Below are 17075 nucleotides of genomic sequence, written 5' to 3' on the forward strand. Positions count from 1 at the left end.
ATGAAAATTGTAAGGAAATGCCGCTATTTAGAGCAAATGCTCAATGACCCACTGAGGGTCGTCAACCGGGATATCATGCCCTGCCCACGGGTGCATAATTGGGTGAATTCCCCAACGCTTGCCAATTTCCAGAGTGCAGCGCGGGGAAACCAATCGATCCCCGTGGCTTCCAAGCAACACCACATCACCGGGCGCTTCTGTTGGAAATTTAAATCGTGAAGCTGCCAACAACTGACGAAGAACATTTTGTCGCCGAACTGGATATTGATTGGTGAAAGAAATCATCCCAGGAATTTCAGCGGACTTGCGCTCTTCACTATTAGCCACCATGCCTAAAATGCACAACTCCCATTTTTTGCCATCTTTGTGATAGCGGAAAAGTTTTGCTGCTTCAAAATAGTTCGGCAGTAAAAAACGATCTGCCATCGGCGAAAAGTTTCCGGCACTGGTGCACATCAAATAAGATTTTTCTATTTCCAGTGGGTACTCACGCATCCACTCGGTCGCAATCATCCCGCCCAGCGAAATAGCCAGCAGGCGAATTTTTCGGCCTTCTTTGATGAATTTTGATTTCGAACGCACTTGACGAACGTAATCTTTCATCGCCAACGGACTGTCCTCACTGACACGCGTTCCATTACCCGGAATATCAATCAACTCAAACTGATCTTGCGGAAATTTCTTTTTCAATTCCTCAACGAAACTGCCCCAATGTCCTTGGCCACGAGCGAGGCCTCGCAATAAAACCCAGTACCTAGTGTTGCTGCTCATACCAAAGCTCCCGTGCTTGCTGATGATACTTCTGACTTTGTGCTTGATCATAGTGAGCCCAGGATTCAGGCGAATCCACGGCGCGAATTAAAAACTCCATCAAAGTGTTATGGCGGCGCAAAGTTCTTTTATGGCGATGACCAATCATCGGGTTGAAAGGTCCTTCAGGGCGAAAAAGCTGCCATGGATTTTTCTTCACCCACAACCACGAGCCCATTTCCAAACACAGTGGCAGATATTTTTTATGACGCTCTAACCCCCGATGTTGATCATAGAGGTAATCCCACAAATCGCCGTGGGTTGTGTAGTTCTGCGCTTGTGGCTCCACTTGATAAAAGTGATGTGGATACGTGCGTTCTAACAGAGTGTGAAGCGAATACATCAAATCCAATTCAGGAAATGGTTTTAATGTTTTTGCATAGGGAAACCACAAGCGATCACGCAAACCAAAACCAGAATGAATATCCAAGGTGATGGCAAGTTCGCTGTCATGAATTTCTCTTTTCACCGCATCGACGAGCGCTTGAGACTCTAACTCCATCGGTGCACCTTCAATTCCGCGATACCAAGGAAGCTTATTGCTGATGCGATGACCACCTAAAAAGCGATTCGGATTATCCGCATCAATGGGTGCATTTCGCATCAAATCCACACCGCGTGGATTGCTGCGAGTTTTATTAAAAATTCCAACGGGGTTCACTGTCGGAATAAAAAACAAGCGCATGCTTTCAAGAGTTCTTTGAAAGTTGCGATCCCACTGCGCAAGTTCTGAAACCGAATTGAATAACGCCAAACAAACTTGCGCGCCGATGCGCTCAAGTCCGTGCACACCACCCACAAATCCCAGCGTTGGTGCTGCAGGATCTTTGCTACCGAAAGTAATTTTGTGAATAGGAAAACGGAGATCTTCACTTTCACTCACAGCAATCACTTCGGATTGGACGCGTGAACCTAAAGCCAAAAGTCGGGATTCAATTTGTTTAATTTCAGAAAGTGAACTCATAGAGACCATTCTTGGCGATATTTCTCCACCCTCCAACGTATAACGCTCGCAGCCATTCACTGTGAGTTGCTCCCCCTCCTTAACCGGAGTAAAGTTTGTGTTAAGGGAGAATATTATGATGAGTCTTGAAAAACTCTTAGAGAAAATGTGGATTGACTATTGTGAATTGAACCCAGCTGCGAAACGCATCTACGATATGTTCGTTGCAGAGGGTGAAACTGTCTACAATGACCATATTGCCCTTCGCACCTTTAATCATCCTCGTCTTGGTATTGAGTCTTTGGCTCAACATTTCAAACGTTATGGTTACGTTGAAAAAGGCGAATACACATTCGTCGAAAAAAAGCTTTATGCCAAACACTATGAACATCCAGATGAAAAACAACCGAAAATCTTTATCAGCGAACTGGAACTAGAAAAAGTTTCTCCGTTTATTCGTGCGGAAGTAAATAAATTGGTGGATCAAATTCCAGATTCATTGATTGCTTCTGAAACATTCCCGATGTGCGGACGCCCTTGGCCGATGACATATGCATTGTATTCTGAATTGGCAAAAGAAAGTGAATATGCGTCTTGGGTGGCCGCCTACGGCTTCCGTCCTAATCACTTCACGATCAATATCAACAATCTGAAAAAATTTAGCGACATTCACGTTTTGAATAAATTCGTTCAGGAAAAAGGCTTTGTACTCAATAAATCAGGCGGCGAAATCAAAGGAACTCCGGCTGATTATCTTGAGCAAAGCTCAACGATGGCTTCTGAGATCCCTGTGAAATTCACAGATGGCACTTATAATATCCCTGGCTGCTATTATGAATTTGCCAAACGCTACCCGCTTGCAAACGGCAAACTTTATCAAGGTTTTGTTGCGAAATCGGCTGATAAGATTTTTGAGAGTACGAACAAAATGAAATAGAGCGCTTTACGCGCTCTTCTTTAAAATATAATGAACTGTATCAGGGTCAGATTCTTGGCCCTGCCAGGTGCAGTGAGCCTCAAGAAATGTCTTCACCAGCTGCGGGTCAAACTGAGTACCCGAACAACGTTTTAATTCCGCATACACCACATCATCAGGCAAGCCTTTACGATACGCGCGCGTTTGCGACATAGCATCGTAAGTGTCCACTACTAAAATAATGCGAGCAAGAAGTGGAACTTCATCGCCACGTTTTTTATCCGGATAACCTGTACCATCCACGCGCTCATGGTGACCGCGAATCGCTGGCAAAGTGTCTTTAAAAAATGAATTGTAACCAAGTGGCTCAACGATTGTTTCACTGAGAACTGGATGATTTTGCATGGCCTTTAATTCAGCCTCATCCAACTTACCTGGCTTGGCGATGATCGCCTGAGAAATGCCCATTTTACCGATGTCATGAAAAAGACCTGAGAACTCTGCGACCTTTTGTTGATATTCATTAAGACCGGCATCACGGGCAAGTTTACGCGACATTTCGCCGACGCGGCAGCAATGAGCGTAAGTAACTGGATCCACCATTTTCAGTGATTCCATCAGAGATTGTGCGGCCTGATAAGCCCATGCTGGAATGTCGCCCCAGGAAGAAGACATAAGACTCCCCTCGTTCCCCAAACATATTCTCGGTTAAAGAAGACCAAAACTTAACCATTGCACAGGCATGATCCCACAATGAGACAACTTCCATTTGACAGCGCGATCCTCGATTGAAAGACTTAAGCCTAGTATCAAAAACTTCGACAAAAAGAAGAGGAATCCATGAGAAGAATTCTACTTGCTGTTGCCATTCTCACATTTAGTTCTTCTGTGTTCGCACAGAAAATCAAAGTTCGCCGTGTGAAAGGCAATCAAGCTGTTGTGGACTTCGTGGGCACTCCCCTGCAAACCGGCCAAGTTTATGATTTGATGGCCCAAGATGATTTGGGTGGTGAATCTGGATTTTCCGGCTCCGGAGGTCGCCAATATTCTTTTGGTTTGAATTTTTCTTACTTCAGCACGAAGTCCGATGCTGCAGGATCAAGAAATACAACTGAAGCAGAACTTGGCGCTCGCTTTGGTTGGAATTTTGGCAGCTTCGAAGTGGGACCCTTGTTTGCGTATGAGTCGTCGGATGCAGGCGGATTTAATGCGACGTTCATTAAAGCCGGCGGTTTTGGTGACTTCAATATTATTCAAAATATTCCCGGCGAAGCATTTCTTTACGGCGTTGGTGGTTACCTAGCACTCGGCCAACGCGACAATGGAGCCGGTACAAAAAGCAGCGTCACGGATGTATTTGTTGGACCTTTTGCGAAATGGTTCCCAGGTGGATCTTCATATGCGATTCGCATCGATGCAGGATATGAATACATGCGCCTAGCACAAGATTCCGGCGATACGACTCTGACTGGCATTGGCTTGCTGGGCGGACTTCAAGTTTATTTTTGATTCTGTTCGATCTCTTTTACGACCTCGTCATAGACAAGCTTAATCCCATTTCTATTACGCTCAGTCAGCAACGGCCATGGGACAGAATGCGTGAGCACATAATGAAGCTCGCGACTGTTCTGCATTGCAAGTACGTCTTTTGGTAACGAGGTTTCCTTGAGCGGAGAAATATAATTCCGATCCCGGATGATGTTTCGACTTTGAAAACGCTTTCCAATTGAAAAATTCAGCCACTCCATCGCAAGCTTTTGCGCAAATTCGCTGCGTTTGGTATTTCGCGTGATTGCCAAATAATCCATCCAAAAACCAACGCCTTCTTTAGGAAAAGCCAGACGCCACTGTTTTGTTTTATCGCCGCTCACCGAGTGAGAAAGCCCCCAGCCTGTTGTCAAAACAGACTTTTCCAGATCGGCCACCGTCGGACGACCGTGCCAATAGTTTGCATTTTGAAGAAGCTTTTTGAGTTTTGCTTTGAACACCGGAGTGTTGATCAGCTTGATGTCACTCATTTGATCTTTCGAATATCCAAGAGCAAAAGCAGTGATATAAATATTGGCCTCGTAGTAGTCCTTGGAAATTGAATATCGTCCCCTGTAAGCATCGTCCCAAAGGATATTCCAACTTTTAGGCGGAACCTTCACATGATCTTTATTGTACAATAAATTATAGCCACCCGCCGCAACAGGTACGCCGTAAATTTTTCCGTTGTTGGAAGCAAAGTCGTTCTCAACAAACCAACGATCTAAGCTTTCAAGGTTCGGGATAGAGCTAGGATCCAACGGAATTAAAAGTCCCGTGTCAATCAGACGCGTGCCTTCGTCTTTAAAAAAATTATGGGATGGAGAAATAATATCTGAAATCCCCGCACGAACTCGATCATAGAATTCATCAGGAGAAAAAACTTTGTTCACGTGAAGGTCGATATTTTTTTGATACTTTTTTCGAATGTAGTCTTTAAATTCGCGAACCGCATAATCGGGGGTGTATGAAACCCACACGTCCATTTTTAGTACTTCATCATAATGACAAGAATTTTCTGTTTGTTTAGTCGCTTCGCCTGCCCAACTCCATAGGGGCGAAAAACAAACTAAAAAAAGTTTTACCAACCAGATTTTCTGGCGGTTGTTGAAAAGTACCATCCCGGCACTATCCAACAAAATTCGAACAATAACAATCTTGACATGAGCAAGTACAAATCTGAAATGCGAAAAGCCCCAGGGTTTCCCGGGGCTTTTCATGTTTCTAAACGAAGGACAATTTAGAAAATTACCAGTTCATGCTGTTTTCGTCGTAACCCCAGTTTGCAAGGGCTTTTTTGTACATACCTTTCATGAACTTTTGAGCTTGGTGAGGTTTCAAACCAAGAGCTGCCGCAGAACGATTTGTTAACTCTTTCATTCCTGCAGTATCACCGAACTGAAGATCTTTTACCGCTGACAAAGCGTCAGAGAACTGAACACCGAAGACAGCTTTGAAAGTTTTGTCCATGTCTTTGTCAGTTGTCGCACCACGCTCAGCTGCAGCTACTGCCCAAGAGTTCAACGCAGAAGCAACTGCTTGTGCTTTGTCTGCTCTGAAGCCGTAGTCTTTCATCAACTTTTCAGTTGCGCGTTTAACAAGCTTTTTGTTTCCATCAGAATTGATGGCTGCGAAGTTTGTGTCAGAAGCTTCAGATGAAGTTTTGTCATTGATAGCTTGACCGTAGTTTCCATCACCAGAGTTTGCAGAGTAAAGAACGCCGTTTTTACCCCACCAATAAGTTCCAGAACTTACGTTTTCCCAAAACAAGCCCGTTTCGCCCACACCGATCGTGTTACCACCGATGTAACCAGCGAACTCAGAAATGTGTTTTGTACCTTGGTAGTTTCCAAGATCATCATACACAGCCGCAGAAGTTCCGGATGAATCGAATTTTACGTACCAAAGATCGTCTGAACCATAACCGTATTTGTTGTAGTTAGGATCTTTGCTCACAGTTACGCGTGATCCATCTTTTTCCAAGAATGTGCAACCTGGAGATGGCTCTTGGCCAGTACAAGCGTCACCGTAGACAGTTTCATATGGATAGTAGATCACAGAGCTGCCACCGCCGCCGCCGCCACCACCACCGCCGCCACCACAGGCTGCGAAAGTTGAAGCGACTGCTGCTGCTGCTACAAATCTCATTACATTTTTCATTTCGTGGTTCCCCCAATTTTGTTTAACGAACTTTGTTTTAATGCTTGGTGAATTTTTGATTCACGTTGATTGCAAAAACCTCTTATGCAGAGATGATGCCAACTCAGTTTGACACCACGGCGGAGCGCATAATTTTTCAACGTGCGTTATGAATTTCAACATCGATTGGGCGAAAAAGAAAAGGCTCGACGCTTTCGCAATCGAGCCTTTTTAGAAGTCATTTTCAGAGTGAAATTAGTAAACCAAATTCACGCGCAAAATCTTTGTTCCGCAGTAGTAGTCAAAGGAGTGTGCTCCCACCTCACCAGTAAACACAGGAGTGTCCATCGGGCGACAACCTGCTGCTGACTTGAAGCGTAAACGAGCTGGTGACACCAGTTCCATCAACGTTCCGTCTTTCGCTAAAGCTGGTACAAGCATTTTGACTCCACGACTGAGTTCAGAAGTTTCTGTTGTGAAAAGAGCTGGCAACTTGCTCGACGCATCGAAGCGATCTTTCAGAGTCACTGGGAAGTACAAGTTCGTCATCAACATGTCGGGGAAGAATGTGTAACGCTCAAAGCTCTTACTCACGACCTTATTGTTAATAAGATCATGATATTGAATCTCTGAGTTTGTGAGTACGAAGGCACCTTTGCGTTGCAATCCCGCAAACACAGCACGCACCCACAAAGCCGAGTCAAACTGCGAGCGCTCTGCTCCCAAAGCACGGTCCAAAAGTTCCCAATTGTGTGAATCCAGGAACGACAAACGCTGTTCACGGTTGATTCCTTCACCGAACCAGTAACTACCCACGTATTCGTCTTTGGAGTAATTCAAAGACTGAACTTTATCAACACGAGTATCCAAGATATTGCGGTACGTGTTTTGATTCGCAAAAAGATCGAGTTCCATAAAGTTCTCGATTTTACCATTTACGGCTTCTGCCACCGCAAAGCTGTATAGATAACTTGGTTTTGATTCTGTTCCCAAGTTTTTAGCAAGCAACAATGGAACGCGACCTGCTGCCACCTGTTCACGACGAGGCTGAATCACATCGATGATATGGTAGTCTTCGTATTTTTGAATCGCCTTAAGTTCATTTTTCTCGTTCATGTAATAAAAACGAGTCTCTGGTTTTTCAAAACCTTCTGGGTTTTCCCAGCGATCACGCAATGAACGTTTTTTGTCTGGGTCCTTACCGCCACCCACCCAAGCTGGGCGTTTTGTGTTGCCTACTTTTTGCCAGTAAACTGCATAAGGAGTCGCTGCGATATCACCTTTATATACGAAACTGTCTTTGAGTTTCATTTTCGAATCAAAGACAAAGAAAGACATCGGGGAATACATGTCTTCTTCTTTCGTTTCATCTGTGGGCTCAACTTCTGATTTATCTTCAATAACTCCCAGTACGTATTCAGATTGGCCATCATCTTCCATATCAATACGTGCATTCACTTGTTCACGAAGAAGTTTTTCTTCGCCAACGACTTTGATTTTAGTGCCACCAACTGTTGTGTAAGCACCCACACCCGTGTCCGCGATCAACCATACTTGCCATGTGCCTTTTTGTTGAGACACTGCAAAGTAATCACGACGCTCTGGCGCCAGGTCCAAGTTCTCGTCAATTGGAAGGAAGCTTTGACGGCCTACTGGCATACCTTGAAGTGGAATCGACAAAACATCTTCGCCAGTCATTGCAGGCATCAGGTTCACGATGATTTCGCTTTCGAAAATATGACGACGCGTTTCTTGGCCTTTTACTTGAACATCAACGGCAAGGTCTAACTCACTTGGAATACGAGATTGAGCTGGATCTTTGCTATCTACAATCGACATACTCACAACGTACTTACGAACCTCGCCTGATTTCCAAACACCTTGGTACGGAACCACTTCTTTAATACCTGTGATCCACGGACGAACCGCTTCCGCGTGGGGCTTAACGAATTCAGCTTTCATCGTGACATCATTGATGGCGATATCTGCAAAACGATTTACAAAGCTAATTTCAAACGTCAAATCTTTAGCTTGGCGATCCCAAGGGATTTCGATTTTTTCTTTAAGAGCTGGAACGATCAGTGCCTGGGGTTGAACTTTCAGTGAAGATTCAATGTCGAGATTTCCTGCGACTGAATACTTCTTATAAACTTCGCGTTCAGGGCTGAGGATTTTACCTTCTGTGTGCGATCCACCTTCTAGCAATGACAAATTGCTTTGAGGCTGACGAGCACCTAGAACCAAACGAGCATAAACTTCTTTAGCTGGAATTCCGCGCGCTAACAATTCAGCTGCTGCTGCTGCCACAAATGGAGTCGCCTGAGAAGTTCCAGAAAGGTATTCATAACCCAAAGTCGAACGGAAACGCACCGGGCGTTTGCTTTCAGGATATGTGCTCAGGATGTTTGTTCCCGGAGCTAAGATATCAACACCACTTCCGTAGTTGCTAAAATGTGAAAACGCGCCATCTGGACCACTTGAGCCCACGCAAATAACATTGGCGTAAGCACAAGGACGAAGAAGCGCACGAGTGGAGTCATTCCCTGCAGCTGCGACAATAATCACGCCGCGATCCTGCGCTTGCTTGATCACTTCGCGCATGAATTCAGAATCTTTTGCTTGTGGCCACCCCATAGAGAAGTTAATCACTTGCGCACCCGATCTCATGGCATAAATCACTCCACGTGCGACCATATCTCCAAGGCTGCGGTTGATTTCTTCACGGCCTTCTTCGCTTGGCGAATCATAAATTGATAACGGCTTAATAGGCTCGCTTGGTTGCAAACCGATAACTTGAACTGGTAAGATCTCGACATTTGAACTTACGCCCTCAACGCCGATACCGTTATTTTTGATGGCTGCGATAATACCTGAAACATGAGTTCCGTGACCTTGATCATCGCCAAAGTCAGGACGACCTAAGATACCGGCTTCATTTTTTCCACCGAGTAAACTCCAGCCCTCACAGTCCATTGGGTAACCGTTTTTATCTTGATCGACTTCTGGATTTTTTGGATCCATCCAGATTTTTTCGCAAGTTTTACGGTCTTTATCTTGAACACATTGTTCGAATTTATCTAGCGCCTTACATTCAGACTCATTACGGTGGATGACACCTTTAAGATCCGGGTGATTTTTTTGAATCCCCGTATCCATCACCGCCACGATGACCTTCTTTTTAGCGGCAAACGGAGCTGGTACACGCACGTCTTCTTGCTGACGCGCTGGAACTTTATAAGTATGCAAAGGATCCAAGTCGATCATTTGTGGCTGACCGCCGTTACGAAGACCCCACTGAGCCTCGCTAAATGGATCCGCGTGTGCAGACAAACTCAAACCTAATACAACTGACAATAAAATTTGTGTTTTCATTATCGGAAGCTCCCTTGAGAACGATCGAGTTCAATTGGTGAGATGCGTGTTTTAGTTGCAAACATCTGGATCAAACCATTTGCGTATTCGATGTTTTTCTTTGGATCGCCCAAAGTATTTGAGAAGTATTCCAAGTCCCCGTCTTCATCACCAGCTCTAAAGCCGTTGATGCGAACGAAAAAGATGTAGTTATCTTCGCCTAAGATTTTAAGCAGTTGTGGCAACGGAATTTTGTCTTCCAAAGTGTAAAGAACTTCTGTCATCCACTGCGTTTGGGCTTTTTTCGTTTTTGGATAGCTTGATGACAAGTCCATCAATTTTGTCATCCACGGCATCAAGCAGTAATACTGATTGCCGTTTTTCCAGATATCAAACTTGTTGCGCTCAGGAGCTTTATCCAACATTTGTGGTTGAGATTGTTGGTAACGGCGGCATTGATCGTTGAATTCCTTTAAGCCGCGTTTGTGGTCGCCATTACCCATGATTTCCATCAACTCATTGAACATTTCTTTTTCGTTCGGACGATCTTTCTTACCAAGTGCTTTATTGATTTTACCGATAAAGCGTTCAAAACCGTTCGATGGCTTTTTGCTGCCAACAGCGTCTTCTTGACGGATCAAATCTTTGATCTTCTCAAGACCGCCCGGCAGGATCGATAATTGTGCTGTCAAACGGTAGAAATCAACTGCTGTGACTTGTGCAAACGCTTCTGGTTCAATCAAACGGTAACGGCTTACTGGCGTTCCGCGCAATTCACCTTGAACTTCATCAAGAAGTTTAAAGAACGCTTTCTTGTCAAGATGCCATCCACCCCACACGTGTTGAATCACGGCGATCGATGGGTATTGCGTGCCATTCACCGTCAAGTCAGCTTCCGTTGTCACCATTCTCCAGAAGGCTTTACCAAACGGAGTATTGGCTGGATTTGGATCTTCGTTACGAGCCATATCCACGCGCGATTTACTTGCCCACTTATTGATGATGCCTTCGATCCAGTCGAATGCAAAACCAAGAACGTCTGTTCCTTTAAGTTCACCTTTTTTATTGGCGAACAAAGTGATCTCTTCATCTTTTGGATTTAATTCCGGCGCATCTGGACTGCGTGGGTATTGGATTTTAAGAAGATGGTCTTCCGTGAATGAGTTCATGCGCCATGCTAGGAACTTCGAGCGCAGTTCTTTTGTTTTAAGGTCATGATTTACGTCAAACTTCTTATGTGGGAATTTTGCATATAACAACTCAGAATCGTTGCTTTTGAAAAGCGAACGCAGAGCCGGTCCCAAATCTTTGCGTGTATTCAAGAAGTCTTTCGCAAATTGAGAGTCAGAATTGCTTGGGTCGATCATTTCAGCGTATTCCGGGTTGTAATCGATCACGAAGACGTCTGATTTGATATCGTTCCATGAAATCTGACCACGGATGCGCATGATATTGATGAAGTAGTTCACATCAAGAGTCGCACCCAAGATTTTCCCGTTTTGCGCTCTGATAAAGACCTGAACGCCTTCTTTTGTGCGCATAAAGCTTGTTTGCTTTAAGATCACGCGAGAACCGTCAGCGCCTGCAGAAATCGTATTCAAGAAGTTCAATGGCGTGATACCCATCAAAGTATCAAGACTTGAAGAAACTTGTGCATAGGCTTGAAGTGCCACGGAGTCTGTGATCGTGAACACTTCACCTTCGCGTAAATCCGAAAGGAAAGCGTCAAGTGGTTGACGAGGTGGTTTGCCATCTTGTCCTGGAACTTCTTTTTGCCCCAATACGGAAGACAATTTGTTCATGAATTTCGGAATTACGAGATCGCCCCAAGAAACTTTTGTTCCTTCCGCGATTGAAAGCAATGGACGAACGTGCGTGTAATCGCGAAGGACTACGATATTCGCACCTGCCACTGGAACATAGTCATTCACTCCGTCCAATGTCATAAAGTAACCAAGGTTACCAGCAACTGACAAGTTATCGACGAGCTGAATCGCAGCCGAGCTTCCGAAGTAAGTACCTGTTGTGACGTGACGAGTGGCCGCGAGGTTGATGCCGCCAACAGGTCCGCCCCAGCCTTCTACCTTTTGGTAAAGAGGCTCAAGAGGTTTTTCTTTAATGTGTTTCGTGATTCTATCGATCATGTCGTTCTGACGATCTTTATAGAGGTCACTGACTTTGAGGAAATTCAATTTATCATTAATATGTGCCAAGATCGTCGCGATCGCGATCGATTTACCCTGAATGCCCAAGTAACGTTGTAAGTCCCCGTCTTGGAAAGGAGCTTCACGGTCACCGTGCGCAAAACGTTGCGGGTAACCTGGAACGAACTCTTGAGTCACCTTGCCGTTTTTCACAAGACCCGACTTCGAAGACATGTTCAGGTTTGGAAGTGGGATGTTGCTGTTTGATTTTACGTTCAGCAATTCAAACGCGTTGTTCGCGCGATAGATGAGCTTCGCTAGGACCAGCTCTTCCAACTCTTCAGGGAAGGCACCGGCTTTCACGATCTCGACGTAATCTTGATAGCGGAAATCTGCTAACCGACGAGCCAACCATCTTGCGTCTTCATACGTGCAGGTTCCAAAAGAATCTGCTGATGGATGATTGATCACCACGTGACCAGAAAGAACTGAACCGAATTTTGGGGAATAACGATTGATACTTTCTGGAACATCGACAAGTGCGAATGGCAAGATCAAGGCGCGGTATGCACGGTAGCGAGAGAAACGTTGAACGGCTGGAAGTTGATCTGGATTGTTTGGATCTGGTGCATATCCCCAGTGAATATCGAAGTATTCGGCCATTGCCGGCTCAAGCACTGCATCGGCAAATACTAATGAGTGATTTTTCTTATCGTCTTGAGTAACCCAACCGCGGCTGTCGAAGTCAGAGATCATCGACTCTTGGGCATTTTTAAGAAACTCTGCTTTTTGTTCTTCAGATGCGAAATACAAACGAAGGTTGCGGTAGTATTTTGGTGATGGAAGATAATAACCAAGCTTACGAAGAAGTGCTGCACGCATCAAAGCTGTGTGTGAGTAACGGCTGAGGCTTAAGCGATAAAACAGCTGCGGATTTTCGGTCGACTGAACTCGCGACATGTATGTGAATGGCAAGGCCGCTTCTTCAGAAAGAAACTTAACGCCGTTATTTCCTTGCGGAAATGCGCCCGGAGCTTCTTCAACTCCTGGATACACACGATTTTGCCACATCTTATTGTCGAGCGGATTTAAGAGACTGAGGTCTTCCCCTTTTTGCGCCATCGCTGCTGCTTGACCGACGTCAATGGCAACACCTGAATTGCTCACCAAATCTGAAGACGGTTTTTTCACCGTTTTTAGCGGAAGCGAAACACTTCCCGCGTTGGCAAGAGAGACAATGAAAAGGCTGAGCGCCCAGAACCACACATATTTAAAAGACATAAGCCCCCCAAAGGCTGGTGTCAAAAGTGATCCGAATCCGGACCCCGCCACTGCATGAGCAAAGGTTGGGCCACAAAAGAGCCCTGTTTTTGTAGGAAATTTCAATTTTCTGCTAGGTATTTGAGCAGCAGAGCAAAGTAGTTAGGTAAGTTTGAAAGTCTTACATCGTCAGAACGACACTAACTGAGAGTGATTCTATGCTCAGTGGGCGTTCCCTGTGTTTAGAAGGCCATTCTAACGGCCATCCCGAACAAATCAGAATCACATGCTCTCCTTTTCCGACCACGATGGTCGGAAAACAGCCCACTCAAGGACGGTAAAACTTCGCGCTCCAATCTCAGCTGTAACAAACCACTTACCAGTTTCTTCCCTCAATCATTCTTCCAAATTCACTCTTGACGGAGAAGCTTCGCATTAACTTTTTAAGTGTAATGAAAAACAATTTGACGCTGTTTTTGGTGTTTTTTTCTCTGATATTTATCAATCACGACGGTCTCTAAAAAGCCGTATTAGAGCCAATATCAGAGCGACCAACGCAATAAAATAGTAGCAACACGATCAATCTCGATTTCAAATTTATTTCTCCTTATAGTGAATTTTGGAGCGAAAAATTCGCCCAAAAAAACCTATGTTATGTTCTCCAAAACAAGGAGATTCTATGAACTCTGCAAATATTAAAGCCATGACTGACAACCAACTTATTGAACGTGTTGAGTACCTTGTTCGTCGCGAGCGCGAGTTAGTTGAATGTCTGATTTGGCATTTGCAGGAGATCCAAGATCGAAAGCTTTATATTCAAATGGGCTTTACAAGTTTATTTGAATGCTTGGTGAAGCACTTTAAATATAGCGAAGCTGTTGCTTACTCCCGCATTTCGGCTCTAAAAATTATCAGTGCTGTTCCGGAAGCTGCCGAGGCATTGAATTCTGGTGAGGTGAATTTGACGACGTTGAGTCTGACTCAAAGTTTTATTCGTAAGCAGGAAAAAGAAACTGGCGAGAAGGTTTCACCGGAACAGAAGGTTCAATATGTGGAATCTATTAAAAATAAATCCACTCAAGAAGTGAAGCAGATTTTAGCGACCATCAGTCCTGTCTCTGAGCTTCCTTTAGATAAGGTTCAGTACCTGGATCAAAAGCACGTTCAACTACAAGTCACTATTGATAGGACTATTCTCGAAAAGATTGAAAAATTAAAGTCTCTGATTTCCCATGAAAACATAGATCCAAGTTATTGTGACCTTTTGAATATTGCCCTTGATGCCGCAATTGAGAAAGTCGAAAAGAAGAAGGGCATCAAAATATCCTCAAAAGAAAGAAGATCACTATCGAAAGAGAACAACCACTCTCAAAATGAAAATCTTCGAAAAGATGTGCCCATAGCTATTCAGATTGGAGCAAAAACTGAGACTCAAGCTCAAACTTCAACGCAAAGCTTCTCCGTCAAGAGTTCGCGATATATTTTACGCGATGTAAAACGATTTGTTTTAAATAGGTCTAATCATCAATGCGAATATATTCATTCAAACGGACAAAGATGCACATCGAAGTTTCAACTTCAGTTTGATCACATAATTGCATTTAGCAATGGCGGTACGTCTGCCCTAAATAACATTCAAAATCTTTGCAGAGTTCACAACGCCAACAAAGGCTCGAGATAGTTCAATTTAGATACTGCAGGAACAACAGTTAGAAAAAACCACTTTTAAGACTGCTCAAAAGTGGTGGTCAGATGCGAGGCGGAAGCCCTTCCCACAGCGCAGGCGTACCTGAAGGTACGTCGGAGCGAGGACAAGGGCTGAAAAGCGGTCTTACTAGAAGTTGATACCTAAACCGATCGTGCCGTAGAAAGCGTTTAACTCGGCTTTTTGGTTTATTGATGCGTTTTGGAAGGCGTAGCGTTTGATACCGAAGCCGGCTTCGCCGAAGATGCGTTGGGACCACAGAACTTTACCGTGGAAGTTAAGTGCCATTGATGAGTTCAATGTGATCGCAGAATCCATGGATTGAACGTAGTAAACGAAATCCATATCCACCCACTTTGGATAGTTCATAAAAGAAAACACGTTGAACATATCATCGAAAACTTTTGGCATGGAACGCGCCCAGAATGCACCGACACCCAACATGGGAGCTTTCAATTGATCAAACGTCACGTTTTGATAAGAAATCAAACCACCCACGGTCTCATCACGCCCCCACAAACCGGGAGTCCCGCGATATTTCAGATCCACGTTCCACACGCTCAGTGGAGCTGTATTACCGGCAGTGTCGACTTTAATTTGGTTGAAAGATTGGAAGTAACGACCGCTGATACCCCAGCGCTGACGAGACAACCAATAGTTGGTCCAAGTAAAGATATCTTCGAACCATTGATTGTAAGCAACTTCACCCAGGAAGATAAATCCGCTCGAAGATTGAACGCCTGTAAAGCGTCCTGAAAGTTCGCGAGGGTAACCTTTGTACAACTCGTAATACGAGCGATACGTTTTACCATTAAACTCAACATCCAAGTAAGAACGATTAATTTCACCGCGCTCAGTAGCTTTAAATCTCCAAGTGAAATTCGCGGGATCTCTTTCGTCAACCGTCACAGAGTTTTGATCTGTTGCGATTTTTGAGATGGGCTGTTTACGACCGAAGATTTTGATATTGTCGTTGTATGTTCCCTTTGGGCTGTCCTTATGCAGATACACACGCGATTGGCGACGAGGAATCTCCGAAAGTTCAAAGCGTTGACGGAAAATACCACCGCCCTGCCCTGGTAAGAAAAGTTTTGGATCGTCTTTTTTAATTGCAGCCGCCCAGAATTTACGAGGATCGCCGATGGTTGCTTCAAAGCCCAGTGCTTTGGTCAATGAGCCGTATTGATCCGGATTCAGAATCAGATTTTTTTGCAAAGGACGAGTGTCATAACCAACAACACGCAATAAGCGCGGATTTTTGGTATCAGCGATGTCCATCATCTGCAGTTTGTTCGGAACCGATACAAACTCGTAGGACTCACCTGTTGAAAGTTCCGCAAAGAACGCTGCTGGCATATTGTCAGGAACAACAGCCGCATTTTTAAGAGGAGCCTCTTCGTTTTGTACAAGTACACGTGGAGTTGTCGCATCAGTACGAACTTTACCCATCATCACCTGACGGCCCTCTGATTTCGAACCGTATCTTTGAGAGCAGAGTTTTGATTGATTGCGGCCTTCACTGAAGCTTAAACAAAAACGGAAAGATTCTCTTTGGCTCCAGAAAGGAGCTTTGGCCACTTCCACATCTGGAATCGCGAAAGTAGAAGCAAAAATTCCAGTCCGTGCCACTTCCGTCGCAGGAACGCCTTTTTTCAACAAAGACGCTCGCCACTCATTCACACGTTTTTGCCAGGCCTGACGATCAGCTTCGGTAAATGTATAGCTCCATAGAACTGTTCCCGTACGAGAAATCATCTCGAGCGTTCCGTGGCTCATTAATTTTTCTGGCCATGCCATGACAAGAGCAAATTTGTTGTTTTCAGCGCCGTTTAAAACCTGCGCCAATTTTGGATGAGCTTTTCCCAATTGAGTGAGAGCAAAGAAAAAAGTTTTTTCGTTAAGGATGGTGTTTCCCATACGAAGAGCTTTTCCATCCGCCGTCATTTCGTAATCGATTTCCATTGGAGGTAAAATAACTCCGTTATCGATCTGATCGAAATAAAGAGCCTTGTTAAATTCTTTGGTCGCAGCCGATTTCAACAAAGAAGCTTGAGAAGCTGGAATTTCTTCTTCAGGAGTCGGAGCTGGAGCTGCAACCTCGACTTGTGCTTGAGGTTCGGCTGGTGCCGCCTCGGTTGGTTGAACCGTCTCCTCAGGAGCTGGCTGCGTATTATTCTGGGCCCAAGAAGACAATGACAGCGTCATTGCCGTTACAAAAATCAGATGCTGCGCAGTATTCATGAAACTCCTCTGATAGTGCCTTTAAGTTTATAAAATGCG

At 44.6% G+C, this 17075-nt stretch carries 11 protein-coding genes; 3 read left to right on the plus strand and 8 right to left on the minus strand.

Going from position 1 to position 17075, the window contains the following annotated elements; all coding sequences use genetic code 11:
- Positions 1-27: 27 nt before the first annotated feature.
- Entirely contained in the window at positions 28-771 is a 744-nt protein-coding gene (locus ACLWOR_RS00100; protein ID WP_413938616.1) for an alpha/beta fold hydrolase, read from the minus strand.
- Complete coding sequence (locus tag ACLWOR_RS00105) at positions 755-1774, minus strand: M14 family zinc carboxypeptidase (RefSeq protein WP_413938617.1); 1020 nt, start codon at positions 1772-1774, stop codon at positions 755-757. The genes ACLWOR_RS00100 and ACLWOR_RS00105 overlap by 17 nt, the downstream gene beginning before the upstream one ends.
- A 115-nt stretch (positions 1775-1889) precedes the next feature.
- On the opposite strand from ACLWOR_RS00105, the gene ACLWOR_RS00110 reads away from it, so the two are divergent.
- Entirely contained in the window at positions 1890-2690 is an 801-nt protein-coding gene (locus tag ACLWOR_RS00110; RefSeq protein ID WP_413938618.1) for a DUF1338 domain-containing protein, read from the plus strand.
- Between the two features lie 6 nt (positions 2691-2696).
- Here ACLWOR_RS00110 and ACLWOR_RS00115 read toward each other — a convergent pair whose 3' ends face one another.
- Positions 2697-3344 (minus strand): HD-GYP domain-containing protein, encoded by a 648-nt coding sequence (locus tag ACLWOR_RS00115; RefSeq protein ID WP_413938619.1) that lies wholly within the window; start codon positions 3342-3344, stop codon positions 2697-2699.
- A gap of 165 nt (positions 3345-3509) precedes the next feature.
- On the opposite strand from ACLWOR_RS00115, the gene ACLWOR_RS00120 reads away from it, so the two are divergent.
- Positions 3510-4178 (plus strand): hypothetical protein, encoded by a 669-nt coding sequence (locus ACLWOR_RS00120; protein ID WP_413938620.1) that lies wholly within the window; start codon positions 3510-3512, stop codon positions 4176-4178.
- Here ACLWOR_RS00120 and ACLWOR_RS00125 read toward each other — a convergent pair.
- From ACLWOR_RS00125 to ACLWOR_RS00140, 4 genes are all read right to left on the minus strand, one after another.
- Positions 4169-5317 (minus strand): ABC transporter substrate-binding protein, encoded by a 1149-nt coding sequence (locus ACLWOR_RS00125; RefSeq protein WP_413938621.1) that lies wholly within the window; start codon positions 5315-5317, stop codon positions 4169-4171. The genes ACLWOR_RS00120 and ACLWOR_RS00125 overlap by 10 nt on opposite strands.
- Before the next feature lie 127 nt (positions 5318-5444).
- Complete coding sequence (locus tag ACLWOR_RS00130; protein WP_413938622.1) at positions 5445-6356, minus strand: hypothetical protein; 912 nt, start codon at positions 6354-6356, stop codon at positions 5445-5447.
- Between the two features lie 234 nt (positions 6357-6590).
- Positions 6591-9707: a S8 family serine peptidase gene (locus tag ACLWOR_RS00135; RefSeq protein ID WP_413938623.1), complete on the minus strand. Its 3117-nt coding sequence runs from the start codon at positions 9705-9707 to the stop codon at positions 6591-6593.
- Entirely contained in the window at positions 9707-13111 is a 3405-nt protein-coding gene (locus tag ACLWOR_RS00140; RefSeq protein ID WP_413938624.1) for a hypothetical protein, read from the minus strand. Before ACLWOR_RS00140 ends, ACLWOR_RS00135 begins: the two co-directional genes overlap by 1 nt.
- Before the next feature lie 658 nt (positions 13112-13769).
- On the opposite strand from ACLWOR_RS00140, the gene ACLWOR_RS00145 reads away from it, so the two are divergent.
- Positions 13770-14771: an HNH endonuclease gene (locus tag ACLWOR_RS00145; protein ID WP_413938625.1), complete on the plus strand. Its 1002-nt coding sequence runs from the start codon at positions 13770-13772 to the stop codon at positions 14769-14771.
- A 153-nt stretch (positions 14772-14924) separates the two neighbouring features.
- Here ACLWOR_RS00145 and ACLWOR_RS00150 read toward each other — a convergent pair whose 3' ends face one another.
- Positions 14925-17036, minus strand: a complete 2112-nt coding sequence (locus ACLWOR_RS00150) for a hypothetical protein (RefSeq protein ID WP_413938626.1) — start codon at positions 17034-17036, stop codon at positions 14925-14927.
- Positions 17037-17075: the final 39 nt, after the last annotated feature.

Origin of the sequence: Bdellovibrio sp. HCB2-146, from assembly GCF_047345725.1 — a bacterium.
Lineage (GTDB): Bacteria > Bdellovibrionota > Bdellovibrionia > Bdellovibrionales > Bdellovibrionaceae > Bdellovibrio.